This window comes from Porifericola rhodea (genome assembly GCF_030506305.1).
Taxonomy (GTDB): Bacteria; Bacteroidota; Bacteroidia; order Cytophagales; family Cyclobacteriaceae; genus Catalinimonas; species Catalinimonas rhodea.
In genome coordinates, this window is the sequence record NZ_CP119421.1 from 4,178,989 (window position 1) to 4,194,853 (window position 15,865).

14 protein-coding genes are annotated in these 15,865 nt (G+C 38.9%); 8 read left to right on the forward strand and 6 right to left on the reverse strand.

Annotation, left to right across the window (positions count from 1 at the left end; genetic code table 11):
* Positions 1 to 26: 26 nt before the first annotated feature.
* The gene (locus tag PZB74_RS17180; protein WP_302238368.1) at positions 27 to 710 is read left to right on the forward strand and encodes a DUF92 domain-containing protein; all 684 of its coding nucleotides are present in this window, start codon (positions 27 to 29) and stop codon (positions 708 to 710) included.
* Here PZB74_RS17180 and PZB74_RS17185 read toward each other — a convergent pair.
* Positions 692 to 2,332, reverse strand: coding sequence for a M1 family metallopeptidase (locus PZB74_RS17185; RefSeq protein WP_302238370.1), 1,641 nt, complete (start codon positions 2,330 to 2,332; stop codon positions 692 to 694). The genes PZB74_RS17180 and PZB74_RS17185 overlap by 19 nt on opposite strands.
* A 98-nt stretch (positions 2,333 to 2,430) precedes the next feature.
* On the opposite strand from PZB74_RS17185, the gene PZB74_RS17190 reads away from it, so the two are divergent.
* Positions 2,431 to 3,030 carry a TlpA family protein disulfide reductase gene (locus tag PZB74_RS17190; RefSeq protein ID WP_302238372.1) on the forward strand — a complete coding sequence of 200 codons (600 nt, stop codon included), beginning with the start codon at positions 2,431 to 2,433 and terminating at the stop codon, positions 3,028 to 3,030.
* Here PZB74_RS17190 and PZB74_RS17195 read toward each other — a convergent pair.
* Together PZB74_RS17195 and PZB74_RS17200 are read right to left on the reverse strand one after the other, a co-directional pair.
* A complete protein-coding gene (locus PZB74_RS17195) occupies positions 3,005 to 4,396 on the reverse strand; it encodes an alanine/glycine:cation symporter family protein (RefSeq protein ID WP_436837112.1) in 1,392 nt (463 codons plus the stop codon). The genes PZB74_RS17190 and PZB74_RS17195 overlap by 26 nt on opposite strands.
* Before the next feature lie 75 nt (positions 4,397 to 4,471).
* Positions 4,472 to 4,921, reverse strand: a complete 450-nt coding sequence (locus PZB74_RS17200; RefSeq protein ID WP_302238375.1) for a DUF7832 domain-containing protein — start codon at positions 4,919 to 4,921, stop codon at positions 4,472 to 4,474.
* Between the two features lie 207 nt (positions 4,922 to 5,128).
* Between PZB74_RS17200 and PZB74_RS17205 the strand changes: the two genes are divergently transcribed.
* A complete protein-coding gene (locus PZB74_RS17205; protein WP_302238378.1) occupies positions 5,129 to 5,647 on the forward strand; it encodes an adenine phosphoribosyltransferase in 519 nt (172 codons plus the stop codon).
* Positions 5,648 to 5,652: 5 nt separating this feature from the next.
* On the opposite strand, the gene PZB74_RS17210 is transcribed toward PZB74_RS17205, so the two are convergent.
* Entirely contained in the window at positions 5,653 to 6,348 is a 696-nt protein-coding gene (locus PZB74_RS17210; RefSeq protein ID WP_302238380.1) for an SDR family NAD(P)-dependent oxidoreductase, read from the reverse strand.
* Between the two features lie 344 nt (positions 6,349 to 6,692).
* On the opposite strand from PZB74_RS17210, the gene PZB74_RS17215 reads away from it, so the two are divergent.
* From PZB74_RS17215 to PZB74_RS17225, 3 genes are read left to right on the forward strand one after another with little or no spacing between them, the layout of a single operon-like run.
* The gene (locus tag PZB74_RS17215; protein ID WP_302238382.1) at positions 6,693 to 8,621 is read left to right on the forward strand and encodes a PrkA family serine protein kinase; all 1,929 of its coding nucleotides are present in this window, start codon (positions 6,693 to 6,695) and stop codon (positions 8,619 to 8,621) included.
* Positions 8,622 to 8,653: 32 nt separating this feature from the next.
* Complete coding sequence (locus PZB74_RS17220) at positions 8,654 to 9,928, forward strand: YeaH/YhbH family protein (RefSeq protein WP_302238384.1); 1,275 nt, start codon at positions 8,654 to 8,656, stop codon at positions 9,926 to 9,928.
* Positions 9,929 to 9,960: 32 nt separating this feature from the next.
* Positions 9,961 to 11,472, forward strand: coding sequence for a SpoVR family protein (locus PZB74_RS17225; RefSeq protein WP_302238386.1), 1,512 nt, complete (start codon positions 9,961 to 9,963; stop codon positions 11,470 to 11,472).
* 64 nt (positions 11,473 to 11,536) lie between these two features.
* Here PZB74_RS17225 and PZB74_RS17230 read toward each other — a convergent pair whose 3' ends face one another.
* Positions 11,537 to 12,892 carry a GHMP family kinase ATP-binding protein gene (locus tag PZB74_RS17230; protein WP_302238387.1) on the reverse strand — a complete coding sequence of 452 codons (1,356 nt, stop codon included), beginning with the start codon at positions 12,890 to 12,892 and terminating at the stop codon, positions 11,537 to 11,539.
* Positions 12,893 to 12,895: 3 nt separating this feature from the next.
* On the reverse strand, positions 12,896 to 13,906 hold the full coding sequence (locus PZB74_RS17235) for an FIG domain-containing protein (RefSeq protein ID WP_302238389.1): 1,011 nt from the start codon (positions 13,904 to 13,906) through the stop codon (positions 12,896 to 12,898).
* Positions 13,907 to 14,098: 192 nt separating this feature from the next.
* Between PZB74_RS17235 and PZB74_RS17240 the strand changes: the two genes are divergently transcribed.
* Together PZB74_RS17240 and PZB74_RS17245 are read left to right on the forward strand one after the other, a co-directional pair.
* Entirely contained in the window at positions 14,099 to 14,728 is a 630-nt protein-coding gene (locus PZB74_RS17240; protein ID WP_302238391.1) for an HAD family hydrolase, read from the forward strand.
* Positions 14,725 to 15,849 carry a site-2 protease family protein gene (locus PZB74_RS17245; protein ID WP_302238393.1) on the forward strand — a complete coding sequence of 375 codons (1,125 nt, stop codon included), beginning with the start codon at positions 14,725 to 14,727 and terminating at the stop codon, positions 15,847 to 15,849. The genes PZB74_RS17240 and PZB74_RS17245 overlap by 4 nt, the downstream gene beginning before the upstream one ends.
* The last annotated feature ends 16 nt before the right edge of the window (positions 15,850 to 15,865 follow it).

The window sequence follows — 15,865 nt, forward strand, 5'->3', positions numbered from 1 at the left end:
ACTTTATTATCAACCTGCTATTGGTTGTGTTGCTGGTTTTCCTGGGTGTAAGCACTAATAAGATTACGATAAGAGGAGCTGTAGCAGGAGGGGGAATAACTTTTTTGTTATTGTTAGCTTTTCAGTGGCTGGGATTGTTGATGATAGCCAGTTTCTTCGCTTTGGGTACTTTAGCTTCAGTATGGAAGAGTAGCGAAAAACGTAGACAGGGAACAGAAGAAAAAAATAGAGGAAAACGCGACTATGTTAATGTGTTGGCTAATGGAGGAGTCGCATCTATTGCTTCCATATTTGCTATACTACTACCACAAAACTACAACATTTGGTTGCTGGCAATGTCAGCTTCGTTTGCAGTAGCCTTGTCTGATACCTTTTCCTCAGAGTTTGGGAACATTTATGGGAACAGGTGTATTAACGTACTTAGTGGTAAAGAGGGTAGAAGAGGTGAAGATGGACTTATCAGTATTGAAGGAAGCTTATTTGGTATATTGGGCAGTAGTTTAATAAGCCTATTATTTTATGCTTTTTATACCGAGTATGTAGCAATATTTATTGTTTTTATAGCAGGTATCGCGGGCAACTTAATAGATTCTATACTGGGTGCAAGTTTGCAAAGAAAAGGGGTGCTGAATAACCATACCGTTAATTTTTACAGCATCCTTATAGCCAGTAGTCTTGCTTCTCTTACTTTTTATTTGCTTACCAACTGACTGTCTACCAATAGTTTTTCGTGTGGGTCAATAACAATTCGTTGGGGGCGGCCTTTCAGTTTGAATTCATATTTTTCGTCATGTTTACGGAGGTTTACTTTTACAATTTCCGGTTCCGAATCATCCATATAATATATGCCTATCTCCAATGGGTACTGATACTGTGTTCTATTGCTATGAACTTGTCTTAGCTCTAGTTTAAGCTTTTTGCCCAGACCATTATATTTCCACATACCATGCACGACCGGGTGCCCTGGCGTGTGAAGCCATTGCTTAAAAAAAGAGGATAAATTTTGTCCAGATACTCTTTCCATCACCTTTTTGAAATCTTCGGTGTCAGCATTAGCATGACAATAGGTTTTATAATAAGCTTGCATACCTTTCTTAAAAGCCCTGTCTCCAATCCTTTCACGTAGCATATGCAAAACCCAGGCACCTTTCTGATAGGCATTTGCATTAAGGTATTGAAATAAATTTGTTTCGGTGGGGTCTACCACTGCTGAGTTTGGCGCTTTATTGTAATAGGCAAAAACTCTTTCTTTGTCCTTTTTTAACAAACCTCTAAGGCTATCTACACCATATGTACTTTCAATATACATATGAGAAAGGTAGGTAGCGAAACCTTCGCTTAGCCACAAATGCTCCCAGGACTTTTCTGTAACAGCATTTCCAAACCATTGGTGTGCAATTTCGTGAGCAATGAGGGCTTCAATGTTTTTATTTCCGTCTACAAGTCTTTGGTTGTAAAATATATTAGACGCATTTTCCATGCCTCCATACTTAGTCTTTGATTCTACATTGGCCAGCTTTTCATAAGGATATTTTCCAATTGTTGTACTCATAAAATGTAGCACGTTAGCGGTAGGCTCAAAATCATCCAAGCCAGTTTTGCGACTATCAGCGTATACCCAATGCTGTATGGGTATACCATCCCATTGCTGATCATGCATTACCGCAAAACGTGCTGCTCCGAAAACCATTACTTTGGTTGGAATGGGTTGTGTACATACCCAATGTGTAAACTTTTTGTCTTCTTTATGAATCCTTCCTAATGATGACTCTTCTCTCAAAAGACCATTTGCGATCACTTTATAGTGATCAGGTGCAGTAATTTTAAACTCGCAGCTTGCTTTATCTTCAGGATGATCTACCACAGAAAGCCAATGTCGGGCTCTATTTGGCCAGTTATCTCCAAAGAATGTTCTTTCTCCATTTTCGTTTTCTGCTATAATTAAACCATCTTCCGGTATACCTTCATAACTGATGTTGAGTGTACCTGTATATGCAGGGTCTAGAGGAGATGAAAGTAGAATGATCAAACGTTCCTGCTGATGAATGTAATTTACAGGCTGATCGTTAAGTTTAACTTCCTTAACATACATACCAAAGCCTTCGTCATTTTTGCCTATCAGGTCTAGATAAATGGTATCAATAGGTGTTTGTACAACTTTAAAAAGTATATCTGCGTTAACAGTGATTTGATCATTGAGATCACTTATTTCAATATCAAAAGTATAATGTTGTACATCTATCCGTTTGGAGGCGTGCGTATTATGCGCATAAACCTGAGCTGACAGTATAAGCAGCAAAATAATGGGAGGAAATAGTTTTTTACTAATCACGTAGATCATATTTAGTCTACCCAATTTAGGAAATATAACAATCAGGAATAAGTGCTTTTGGTGAGAATACCATAGCTAAAATTACAGTCGCAATGCTTGTGAAAAAATTAAGAAAAAACATAGATCTGTTGCTTTTAGCTCTTTTTGTAGGAGTAGTTTATTTAGGAGGGTGGCAAACTGATGTTATAGGTTTTTTACAGAGAGGAATATTAGCTACTGGTTTATTTAACGCTGATGCTGAAGTACAAGAAGTGACGCTAAACGAAGAAAATAAGCTGGCTTCTTTCACCTTGATAGACAACAATGGAGAGCCTTATAATTCACAAGAATACAAAGGAAAGACAGTTTTTATTAACTTTTGGGCAAGCTGGTGTCCACCCTGTGTAGCTGAAATGCCAGGTATAGATAAACTCTATCAGGACTTGAAAGATAGGGAGGATATTGTTTTTCTGATAATATCTGAGGACGAAGACCAGGAAAAAGCATTAAGTTTTATGAAAAAAAGATCATATCACTTTCCAATATATTTTCCTGGCTCGGCCCTGCCTCAAAGTTTTTTACATCAATCCATTCCCTCAACATTTGTAATTTCTCCGGAAGGGAAAATTGTATACAAACATGAAGGAATGGCTCAGTACAATACTGATAAGTTTAAAGCCTTCCTAAAAAGCTTCAGTTCTTCACCGGCTTCTGAGTAGGAAGCTCTAATTCTGCAAAGTATTTTTTTGCTGCCGCTCTAACCTTGGGCGCTAACAGTAGTGCTGAAGTCATGGTAGGAATTGCCATAAGGGCGTACATACCATCAATCAGGTTGATAATCGCTGATATAGATGCTACTGAGCCTAAAATAATAGAGAACACATAAAAGTAATTGAAATAGTGTGCTCTATGCGCCCCCGCTAAGTAAGAGAAGCACTTAGTGCCATAGTAAGACAATGTAAATAATGAAGACAACGAAAATGTAAGTACACTAATGACCAATAGGTAACCTCCCAGGTTATTAGTAGGTAATGCTTTATTAAATGCATTAACAGTTAATGTCACCCCATCAGCATCAGTAGTTTGCCATACATTTGTAATCAAAATAGCAAGAGCAGTCATAGTACAAACTATAAGGGTATCTATGGCCGGGCCTAGCATCGCTACCAAGCCTTCGCGAATAGGTTCATTAGTTTTAGCCGCTCCATGCGCAAGGGGGGCAGTTCCGATACCTGCTTCGTTAGAAAAAGCAGCTCTTCGCGCACCAATTACAATTACAGCCCCTAATGATCCGCCAAGTATCGCTTTACCTGAAAATGCATCTGTTAAGATAAGCGTAAAGCATTCAGGTACCTGCTCTACATTGGTAAGAATGATGTATACTACAGATATCACGTAGATAACTACCATACTGGGGACCATTTGACTTGCTACTCTCGCAATTCTTTTGATACCTCCAAAAATTACGATGGAAACCAGTATAGCGATAATAATTCCAGAGATTAGGTTGACAGCAAAAGTCTCTTGTGTAATTATGCCATTAGGAATGAGTACCACATCTCTTACAATTTGTGTAAGTTGATTAGCCTGAAAGACCGGGAGAGGTCCAAAAAGTCCGGCTACAGCAAAGAAAATAGCTAAAGGCTTCCATTTTTTTCCTAGTCCTTCCTGTATCACATACATAGGTCCACCCTGAAGTTTACCGGCACTGTCATGTCCTCTGTACATAATTGCTAAAGAGCAGGTAAAGAACTTGGTTGCCATACCCAGAAAAGCGCTAACCCACATCCAGAACAAAGCTCCGGGACCTCCCATAGTAATAGCTACGGCTACGCCTCCGATATTTCCCATACCTACGGTAGCTGCCAATGCACTGGAGAGTGCTTCAAAATGGTTGATTTCACCGGGCTCGTTAGGGTCATCGTACTTGCCTCTTAAAACATTTATGGCATGGCCCAGGTGGCGAAAGGGAAGGAAGCGGGAGTAGAACATGAAGAATAATCCTCCTCCCAGCAGGAGAACCAATAAGTGTGTTCCCCATGCATATTCACTAAACTTGCCTAAAAACAGCTCTATATATTTCAAACCGAACTTATTTTAAATTTTGTTTTATAATAAGTCCGGTAAATTAGGCAATAAGGTGTTTAAAAGAAAAATCTTTTAGGCAATCATTTTCTCCCACTCCTTAAAGCGGTTAGTGATTTGCTCTGCCATTACTTTGTAGGAATCCCAGTCGTCATTAACATGATAAATGGAAGGAAGGTTATTTGCCAGGATAGTCTGATAGTCTTTATGATACAGACCACCTCCATAGTAATAATAGGTAAAAAGGTTGCCTTTCTCGCTAAATAGCTCATAGCCTAAATATCCATCCCATATCTCTGAAAGAATAGTGCAGCTTATCTGGCGTTGCTTAAAACGAAATATTTGAGTATCGGCTTCATCCTCAAAATAAGGTGAATACAATTCGTTATCAATTACCCAACCCAGATACATGCCAATATGCACATATGCCTGCTCTATAGGGAGGTGCTTAGGAAAGTTGCCTAAGAAGTGATTTTTGGCATTATCATAAATGCTCTTTTTTGAAGATGAATCTATCTCACTCATGGTTTAAAATAATTAAGTAAATATACCATTATGAATTGTGACAAATCTAATTGACATGTTTGGATAAAAACGCTTCTTATGAATGGATTTATTACTCTTGTGGAAAATTGAAAGACTAAGCTTCCGCTGTTGTCACTCCTTTCAGAATTTTTGTAATATGCAGTGGCAAAAAAACGAATTGGTAATACACATTTTTTACAATGATTTATGGCACATTCTCTGGAGAAATACATAAGAGATATACCTGATTTTCCTACAACAGGTGTAGTTTTCAAAGATATCACCACGCTGATGGAACATCCAACTGCTTTTAAAGAGGCAGCAGATGCTCTCTACGAAAATGTAAAACAATATGATATTCAGAAAGTGGTGGGTGTAGAGTCCAGAGGGTTTATTTTTGGTGCTTTATTAGCAGAAAGGCTAAACGCAGGCTTTATTCCTGCACGTAAGCCAGGAAAACTACCTTATAAAACTATTAGACAGGAGTATCAATTGGAATACGGAACGGACTGTCTGGAAATTCACGAGGGAGCTATAAAGCCGGGAGAGCATGTCTTGTTGCACGATGACCTTTTAGCCACTGGTGGAACAGCACTGGCAGCCTGCAAGCTTATCGAGAAGTTAGGCGGCAAAGTAATTAAAGTTTCCTTTCTTATTGAACTTAGCTTTTTAAAAGGAGCTGAACGTCTTTCTGATTACCCTACCAGTGCTGTTATTACGTACTAGTCTTATTAGGAGTCACCGTACACCTTTATTATGGGGTCTCTTAGGGGAGTAGATATATCTTCAGCCAGAAATGCACTTATGTCTCCAATCTGATCAGGGCTAACCCATTTACTAAACTCAGCATCGGGCATACCTTCACGGTTGAAAGGTGTATCTATTATACTAGGAACAATCACCGAAGCGTATATTCTATGCTCATTTCCTTCGGCATTAATATGTTCTGCCAATTTAAAAATCAGGCTTTTTGATAAGGCGTAAGCTGTAAGTCCCTTTGATGCACCTTTTTCCAATGCTGGTTTAGCTCCTATAAAGGTGATTTTGCCCCCGCTGCTTTGTTGCTTCATTTGCTTGTATAAAGCTTGAGAAGTAATAAATGCAGACTCAAAATTGAGCTTGAACATGTTGTGCACTTCTCCTAAGGTAGTGTCTTCAAAACTATTCATTCCAAAACCACCTACCAATAGGGCCGCATAGTGTATGTTTTCAAATTTGTTAACAGCATAGTTTACAAATTGCTGTGTTGCCTGCTCATCTGTTACGTCAAGCTTATATTTTTCAAATTTAGGGTGTTCTTCACTTTGGTCTGTAGGTTGATCATTATGTACAGTGCCAATAACCTGGAATCCGGCAGAAAGAAGCTTGTTGACTACTGCTTTTCCTAAATTTCCGTTAGCTCCGGTTACGATTGCATTTTTGTTCATAGCAACTGGTTTTTCACTTTAAAAAATAATAATAGGAGACTTCCTTACATGGTATTAATTGTAAAGAAATATATAAGTATGTTATAGTATTTATGTGAATATTTAATTATATTAATTAATTTATTAAAAACTAATCAATCAATTAACTGATGTTTTATCTGCTGTTTGCTTTAGTTTTTATATAATATTAGTTATTATTTCGTTAAGCTATTGCATAGGCTATTGTTATAAGCTGAACTTATTTCAGGCTCAATAGCTTTTAAAAATAGACCCCTATCTTACTCAAACATGGTAAAAAGTATCATGTTTTCCTTAATTCCTGTACCCAAGAAATCTTTGATGTTATGAGTGTTTTAGATAAGATTAAAACGAATTATAGTACTTCCTTCAATGAAATGACAGTTTCAGAATACCTGAAGGAGTGCAAGAAAGATCCTCAGATGTATGCGAAGCCTGCAGAGAGGATTCTACAGGCTATTGGTGAGCCCGAACTGATTGACACAAAGAGCGATCCCAAACTTAGCCGCATCTTTTCAAACAAAGTAATAAAGGTTTATCCTGCATTTAAGGAATTCTACGGTATGGAAGAAACCATAGAGCAAATTGTCTCTTTCTTCCGTTATTCTGCTCAGGGTTTAGAAGAGAAAAAACAAATTCTCTACCTCATGGGACCTGTGGGTGGTGGTAAAAGCTCACTGGCAGAAAAGTTAAAGCAGCTTATTCAGGTCATGCCAATCTATGCTCTCAAAGCAGGCGACGAAATTAGCCCGGTTTACGAAAGCCCTCTTGGTTTATTTGCAGACTATAAAAAAGAACTGGAAGAAGAGTATAAAATTCCCGCTCGTTACATTCCTGCATGCATGAGCCCCTGGGCATCTAAAAGACTGCGTGAGTACGATGGCGATGTAAATCGTTTTAAAGTAGTAAAGCTATACCCCTCTGTTCAAAACCAGATTGGTGTCTCTAAAACCGAACCAGGAGATGAAAACAATCAGGATATTTCTACACTGGTGGGTAAGGTAGACATACGCAAGCTAGCTGATTTTCAGCAGAGTGACCCTGATGCCTACTCTTATACTGGAGGACTTTGCCTGGCTAACCAGGGAGTAATGGAGTTTGTGGAGATGTTTAAAGCTCCGATTAAAGTCCTCAACCCTTTACTTACAGCTACTCAGGAGAACAACTACAAAGGTACCGAGCCTATTGGAGCTATACCTTTTGATGGTATTATTCTGGCGCACTCTAACGAATCTGAATGGGCAAAATTTGCAAATGATAAGAAAAACGAAGCCTTCCTGGATCGTATTTATAAAGTACAGGTACCGTATTGCCTGAGAGTAGATGAAGAAATTAATATCTACAAGAAACTAATAAGAGAGAGCTCTCTGGATAAAGCTCCCTGTGCGCCAATGACGCTTTCACTATTGGCCCAGTTTTCTGTAATGACTCGCCTCAAAGTGCCGGAAAACTCAAGTCTTTACTCAAAAATGCGAGTTTACAATGGGGAAACCCTCAAAGAAACGGATCCAAATGCTAAATCTATTCAGGAGTATCGTGATGATGCCGGCATTAACGAAGGTATGAAGGGAGTATCTACCCGATTTGCTTTTAAAGTACTCTCTAAGGTCTTCAATTTTGATAATGAAGAGCTGGCAGCAAATCCAGTACATTTACTGTATGTATTAGAGCAGGAGGTTATTAAACTGGAGATGGATAAAGAAAATGAAGAGAGGTATCTCAACATTATTAAATCTATAATGGCCAGTAAGTATGCCGAATTCATCGCTGATGAAATTCAGAAAGCCTACATTGAATCTTATGGTACTTACGGGCAGAATATTTTTGAAAAATACGTCATCTACGCAGATTACTGGATTCAGAACAATGATTATCGTGATCCGGATTCAGGAGAAATTCTGGATCGTGCCATGCTGAATGAGGAGCTAGAGAAAATTGAAAAGCCTGCCGGTATAGCCAATCCTAAAGATTTTCGTGCTGAGGTTACCAATTTTACTTTGAGGTATAAAGCAAATAATGGTGGTAAGACGCCTCGCTGGGATGCTTATGAGAAGATCAAAAATGTAATAGAAAAGAAAATCTTTACCAATACCGAAGATCTTCTTCCGGTTATCTCATTCAATGCGAAGAGTAATGATGAGGATGAAAAGAAACATCGTGATTTTACCAAACGAATGATGGAGAGAGGTTATACCTCTAAGCAAATCAGAATTTTGGTAGACTGGTTTATGAGAGTTAGAAAAACCATGGCCTAAAGCCATAGCACCTTTGTCCTAAATAGAAGTGTATGAGTAATATAATAGACAGGCGTAAAAATGCTAAGGGTAAGTCAACCAACAACCGTCAGAAGTTTCTAAAACGTGTTGAAGATCAGATCAAAGAGGCTATTCCTGATATATTAAGTCAGGAGAGTATTAAGGATAGTAATGGTGGAGGTAAAGTAAAAGTACCTATCAAAGGTATTAATGAGCCCAACTTCAAACACGACCCTAAGTCTGGTAAGAAGCACTATATTCGGCCGGGCAACGACAAATTTGCAGAAGGCGACAAAATTCCTAAGCCTGAAGGAGGTGGAAGTGGGTCAGGTAAGGGTAAAGGATCTAATAGTCCGGAAGTAACTCAAGATGATTTTGTGGTTATCTTATCCAGAGATGAATTTTTGAAGTACTTCTTTGAAGATCTGGAACTGCCTAATATGGTTAAAAAGTATATGGAAAGTACCACAACTTTTCGTAACCAACGTGCCGGCTATACAAAAAACAGTGTTCCTTCTCGCCTTAATGTAAAAACCAGTTTTCAGCATTCATTAGCACGTCAGATCTCTATCGCTGGGGCTTATGAGCAGAAGATCAGAAAAATTGAAGCAGAACTTGAGCAGGAAACTGAGCAAGCCAGAAAGCTAGAGCTGCAAAGCGAAATTGAGCGTTTGTTAAAATTAAAAAATACCATTCCGTTCTTTGAAGATGTAGACCTGCGCTACAACAATTTTGAGCGTGTGCCAAAGCCTGCTACTTCTGCTGTCATGTTCTGTATTATGGACGTTTCAGCTTCTATGGGCTTCCACGAAAAAGATATAGCCAAGCGGTTTTTCACCCTTTTATATATATTTCTGTCCAAGCAGTATGCTAAAGTAGAGATCGTATATATCAGGCATCATACTGAATCAAAAGAAGTGGATGAAGAGGAGTTTTTTAACTCCAGAGAAAGCGGAGGAACAGTAGTAGCACCTTCCCTTAAGTTAATGCACAAAATTATGCAAGAACGCTATGATCCTCAGGTCTGGAATGTATACTGCTGTCAGGCTTCGGATGGAGATGTGTGGTCTAATGGCGATGCTGTTGAGTGTAGTCAGATACTAAAGAATGATGTACTTCCTAACATTCAGTATATGGCGTACATAGAAATAAAAAATCGTGGACTGGAAGGATATCTGTGGCATGCTTATAAAAAGCTGCGTAAAGAAGGAAATTTTTCTATGCGTAACATCAATGACGTTAGTCAGATCTGGCCTGTATTTAAGGCCTTATTCAAGAAGAAGAGTCTGGTGACTGAAGAAGCATAATTGTCTTTAGCACACCATTATAGATATTTAGTATGATGGACAAAGAAAAATATAAAGCATTATTTAGTAGCCCTAACTGGGATTTTGAGACTATACAAGCTGCTGATGAAGTTACTAATTGGGTAGGCAAAGAGTTTTTCAAACTGGATACCTATGTAAACCAAATTGAAATAGTAACCTCAGAGCAGATGCTTGATGCTTACTCTCTCATAGGTTTGCCAACCTCATATCCGCACTGGAAATTCGGGAAAGATTTTGTAGTAAACCAAAGTAGTTATAAAAAAGGGCAGATGGGGCTCTCTTATGAAATGGTAATTAATTCTGACCCATGCATCAGCTACAATATGGAAAATAATTCCACTTGTATGATGCTGCTGGTGATAGCCCATGCCTGCCAGGGTCATAATGCCTTTTTCAAGAACAATTATATGTTCAAAGATTGGACTTCGGCAGATTCAATCATAGACTATATGGTATTTGCTCGTGATTATATTATGCAGTGTGAGGAAGAACATGGCGCAGAAGAAGTTGAAAAAGTATTAGATGCCTGCCACTCATTGATGGATCATGGCGTGGATAAATATAAAAAACCTCCAAAGCTATCGGCGCAAAAAGAAAGAGAACGCCTTAAAAGGCTAACCAAAGTTAAATCTGAAAACTATAATGAGCTTCTTAGAACGCTACCTGCAGAAAAAGAAATGAGGCAGGAGCGATATAAAAAACAGAGAAAGTTTCCTCTGGAACCAGAAGAAAATCTGCTGTATTTTATTGAGAAAAACGCGCCTACACTAGACATCTGGAAGCGTGAGATAGTAAGAATTGTGCGTAAAGTTGCGCAGTATTATTATCCGCAGACTATGACTAAAGTAATGAACGAAGGTTTCGCTACTTTTATGCATTACCATATCATCAATAAACTATTTGACCTGGGCTATCTAAGTGATGGCTTTATGTTAGAGTTTATTAAAAGTCATTCGGGAGTTATCTATCAGCCAGAATACAGCAGCCCTTACTTTTCAGGTTTAAATCCTTATACTTTGGGCTTTAATATTTTTATGGATATCAAGCGAATCTGTACTGAGCCTACCGATGAAGATAAACTTTGGTTTCCTGACCTGATAGGCAAAGACTGGCTGGAACAGGTGCATTATGCGATGGAGAATTTCAGAGATGATAGCTTTATAGCTCAGTATTTATCGCCCAAAGTTATCCGTGACATGAAACTATTTGCCATTTTTGATGATGAAGATAGCGAGTTCTACGAAATAAAGGCGATACACAACGAGCGTGGCTACCGTAAGATTAGAGAAATGCTAAGCAAATCATATGACCGCTCTCATCGTATACCAGATATTCAGGTAGATCATGTAGACCTGCACAAAACCAGTAAGCTAACTTTGATACACAATATTCAGGATGAGCGTTTACTGGACGAAGAGGAAGCAGAAAGTACTGTACGACATATGAGGTCACTTTGGGAGTTTCCTGTGGAACTGCACTCACGCAATAAGGCAGGGATAGATGAAGACTTTTATGAATGCTGATAAAAAAGTGACTGTTTTATGTACTAAAAAATGATATTTGTAAATAATACAGTCACATATTGGTTTAAGCGTAAAACTGAGCTTCAGGATTATTGCCATCTTTGTAATTGCGGAAAAGCTCCTGTACAGACTCCGGACCTGAAAGTCCGCTACATAAAATACATACCGTTCCTCCATTACCATTACCAGTAACTCTGGCACCGTGTAGTCCTTTTTTATCACCTTTCTCTCTCACCATCTGTACAATTTCATCTGTCTTGGGGTTACCTAAACCACAATCAGTATAGCTCTGATGCGACTGATACATAAGCTCCCCCATAAGCTGTAGGCGATTAGAGTAATTTTGAAACTCGGTGGTATAGTTTCTAAGAATCTGGGCAAAAAGCTTTATTCTAAAGTTTTCGTAAACCGGATGCTTACTGGTGTTTTTAATAAGATAATCTTTATCTCTATCAATAAATGAGATGGGGTCAATAATAGTCTTATATTTTTCCATAAACTCCTGACCGCTAATATAGTCTGGTAAAGCGGGGAGGTGCTTTTTTTCAAATTCTGAGGGAGAAATATTAGCTAAATAGCCGCCATAAGGCAGTTTACTAAAGTTCTGCGTCTCTTTGGCAACTTCCAGATCCCTGAGTGTAGCGCCACTATTTAGTGCTATAATGGTATAACCCATAAAGGTAGCAGTACGCACATCGGCTATCACCTCCTGGTTTACTTCCTGGCTGGCACCGCTATTAATGCCCACAAAATATACCTGATCTGGAATATCTATCGGGTGAAATACTTCGTGAGGCTGGCAGATGATAGGAATCAGTTTGTTTTTCTGGCTATGTTGTGCTACTAACTGGTCCATAAGTCCACTTGCTTTACCAGCGACTAAATTTTCAGCCATTTGCGCAATCATTGGTATTTCATATTCGCTCATGGTAAGGTTCAGGCAATTGGCAATTGCTTTTAGCACCGCCACCTCTAATGATGCAGAAGAACCTAGCCCACGGCTGATAGGAACATCCGTAGTCAGCAGAATGTCAATGCCTTCTGGCTTTAACTTACGCGTATCATTAAGTATCAGTAAGCAGCCTACAATATAAATAGCCCATTCACCACCTTCTTTGTTTAGTATTTGCTTTCGTACATAGTCGTAATTAGGCACCTTAAACTCACCAATAAGTTCATCATATTGAGCAGTAAAGGTTTTGGTCTCGCCCTGAATAATAGTTTTAATGTTTATCTCAAGGTCTTCCCGATAAGAAATATAGGCGGCTGTTTCTTCCATCAGCGGCTTCTGAATCAATAGAGAGCCCGAGTAGTTTGAAATACCACCCATTACGTCCAATCTGCCAGGTGCGGTTGCCTGAAACACCTTTTGTTGATGACTTGCATAAAATTCTTTGAGAATACCAGCAATTTTGCTCATAGACTAAATCCAGTTTGATTTTTTTAAGATTTCCTGCAACAGCGGTTCTACCTCCTGCTGTATATTTTTATTGGCATAAGCTACCCAGCTTACCTCATGGCTTAAGTTGAGGGGAGCGTTGAGTGCATTTCCCTTTTCATCGGTAATAATAAGACCGGCCTCCCGGGCAATAAGTACAGTGCAAAGGTCGTAGGGGTGAGAACTTAACCCTCCAGTTTTACCTTCTTTTCTCAACTGTTGGTAAAGCAGGGGCCTTAAATCCGCTGTAAATCGGTCGTGTCCTACTAGAAGCTCGTACAACTGCCCTCCGCTGGAGATGTACTGATCTTCAAAAACCAGTGCTTTACCTTCCTGCACACCAGCCAGGCGGACTATCAATTCTTCCTCAATTTTTGCAAGCTGATCTCTTCCTGGAGGAAAAAAGCGACTAAATTGCGCAAAACCTCCCACAATACTTTGTGCAGTAGATGGCTTAATGTTTAGCTTACTTATTTCATCGGTTAATAAATTTCTCTGATGCCCGTACGCACCTTCTCCTTTCTGAGCGTATAAAACATCACTTAGATAAGCTTTAGAAGTCGGTAGCTCAGTCATTACAGCCACTTCCAGATCTTCTAAAAAAAGGTTTGAACCATTATTGGGAGCAGCGGCTGCTAAAAAAAACGCTGATCTCTTGTTGTACATAATTCCTCTTGTGCCATCAATCGGATCAATGATGATACAGCACTTAACATCGGATGCCGGGTAAGAAGCAGGGATGATAAAATCTGCCTCATCCGTACTGATACCCTCCGCAATAAGTTTAATTCCACCCAGCTCTTCTGCCATTTCATTAAGCATAGGTAAAATAATATGCTCCACTTCACGATCTATATGATAAATGGTATCTTCAGCAGACTCGTAAGCTACCTGGCTAAGGCTATCAATTGAGTTTTGGTGTAAAGACCGGTATACATGATTACATACTGCCTGACCTATGCTAAGCAGTAGATCTTTTACCTTCTGATGATCCATTTTAAAAAGTTACTTGTGGTTCAGCTTGTAAGCTAAAGCATGTATAGTCTTTAATACATATCACTTACAAATGTTTACAGACTAGGCGCAAGCTAAGCTTATTAAACAATTTTCTGGAACAAGAAAACAAAAAATTGCTTTAGCCAGGGCATCATTTTTTTTTGAATCCTGATTGTATCATCTTTGGCAGATATGGCACTAGAAAATATAGAAAACATCATTTTTGATCTTGGAGGGGTAGTGATAGATATTAACCCTCAGCAGTCTTTTGATGCGTTGGGCTCTTACATAAAAGGTAAAGAGAATGGCATAGAGCTACTTAACGAAAATGTGGACATTTTTTTGAATCTGGAAAAAGGTCTCATCTCGGTAGAAGAGTTTTACGAAGGTATAAGGAGTATAACTAATAATTCATCCTTAAGTGATGTAGCAATAGCTGATGCCTGGAATTTGATGCTCCTACATATTCCTTCTGAGCGCTTGCAGATTCTGGAAAGACTAAGAGCTAACTATCAGACTTATGTACTGAGCAATACTAATGCTATACATGTGCCTGCTTTTAATAAAATAGTTGAGAAGAATAGCGGGAAGCATGGTATAGATCATTTTTTTGATAAAGTATATTTTTCTCATGACTTACAAATGCGTAAGCCTGAACCGGAGATATACCAATATGTGATAGATGACAGTCAACTAAATGTAGGTGCTACCTTATTTATTGACGATAGGCTTGAAAATCTGGAGGCTGCTGCTGCTTTGGGCTTGCAGACTTATCATGTACAGCCAGAAAGAGGAATTGTTGAACTGTTTGCGAACGCATGAATCCAAAAACTAAAAGACTCAGCATACAGATTGGCTTATTTATCCTAACGGTCATTACTACAACCATGGCAGGAGCGGAGTGGCAGTTTAGCCGCTTCCTTTTTTTTGATGAAAGGCCACTAACATGGGAGTATTTTATTAGAGGTTTTGCTTTTTCAGTTCCTTTTCTGGGTATACTCACTGTGCATGAATTCGGACATTACTTTGTAGCGCGCAAGCATAAAGTAGATGTAACGCTACCATATTATCTGCCTATGTGGTTTGGTTTTTTGCTGGCTCCTTCAATTGGAACATTTGGGGCGTTTATTAAAATTAAAGATTTCGTAAATAGCCGGAAAAAATATTTTGATATTGGTGTAGCAGGCCCTCTGGCTGGTTTTGTAGTAGCTTTAGGTGTGCTCTATTATGGCTTCTCTACGCTCCCCCCGGCTGAATATATTTTTGAAATTCACCCAGAGTACAAAGAGTATGGTCTGGACTATGCAGACTATGTTTACGAAGATCAGCCCGCTAACTTTGAAGTAGGTACTACATTACTTTTTGAATTTTTCAAACGCTATGTGGCGGACCCGGAACGCCTGCCAAATTCTCATGAAATTATCCATTATCCGTGGATATTTGCAGGCTTTCTTTCTCTTTTTTTTACTGCGCTTAACCTGATACCCATTGGCCAGTTAGATGGCGGGCATGTGCTTTATGGTTTGATTGGTAACCGCCTGCACCGCAAAACTTCAGCAATATTATTTGTCACTTTTATACTTTATGCTGGTTTAGGAATGGTAAGCCCTTATGAACCAGTAGACGATCTTCTATTTACTATTCCATTCTATCTTGGTTTTCTGTATCTGGTGTTTTCCAGGCTCACTGCTTCTATACAGACTAACTTTTTAGTAGCCTTATCTGTACTCAGTGTACAATTTGTGGTAGCTACCTTTGACCCTAATATTATGGGCTATCAGGGATGGTTGGTCTTTGGATTACTTATCGGGAGGTTTCTTGGCATATACCACCCTCCGGTACTTATCAACTACCCACTGGATGGCAAAAGAAAAGTAATTGGATGGATAGCATTACTAGTATTTATTCTTTGTTTTAGCCCTGCACCCTTTGTATTAGATTAAACTTATGTGAAATTAT

Excerpts from the sequence above, each read along its gene's own strand:
- PZB74_RS17200 (WP_302238375.1), bottom strand. The coding sequence starts at position 4,921 with ATGAGTGAGATAGATTCATCTTCAAAAAAGAGCATTTATGATAATGCC.
- PZB74_RS17205 (WP_302238378.1), top strand. The coding sequence starts at position 5,129 with ATGGCACATTCTCTGGAGAAATACATAAGAGATATACCTGATTTTCCT.
- PZB74_RS17210 (WP_302238380.1), bottom strand. The coding sequence starts at position 6,348 with ATGAACAAAAATGCAATCGTAACCGGAGCTAACGGAAATTTAGGAAAA.
- PZB74_RS17215 (WP_302238382.1), top strand. The coding sequence starts at position 6,693 with ATGAGTGTTTTAGATAAGATTAAAACGAATTATAGTACTTCCTTCAAT.
- PZB74_RS17220 (WP_302238384.1), top strand. The coding sequence starts at position 8,654 with ATGAGTAATATAATAGACAGGCGTAAAAATGCTAAGGGTAAGTCAACC.
- PZB74_RS17225 (WP_302238386.1), top strand. The coding sequence starts at position 9,961 with ATGATGGACAAAGAAAAATATAAAGCATTATTTAGTAGCCCTAACTGG.
- PZB74_RS17230 (WP_302238387.1), bottom strand. The coding sequence starts at position 12,892 with ATGAGCAAAATTGCTGGTATTCTCAAAGAATTTTATGCAAGTCATCAA.
- PZB74_RS17235 (WP_302238389.1), bottom strand. The coding sequence starts at position 13,906 with ATGGATCATCAGAAGGTAAAAGATCTACTGCTTAGCATAGGTCAGGCA.
- PZB74_RS17240 (WP_302238391.1), top strand. The coding sequence starts at position 14,099 with ATGGCACTAGAAAATATAGAAAACATCATTTTTGATCTTGGAGGGGTA.
- PZB74_RS17245 (WP_302238393.1), top strand. The coding sequence starts at position 14,725 with ATGAATCCAAAAACTAAAAGACTCAGCATACAGATTGGCTTATTTATC.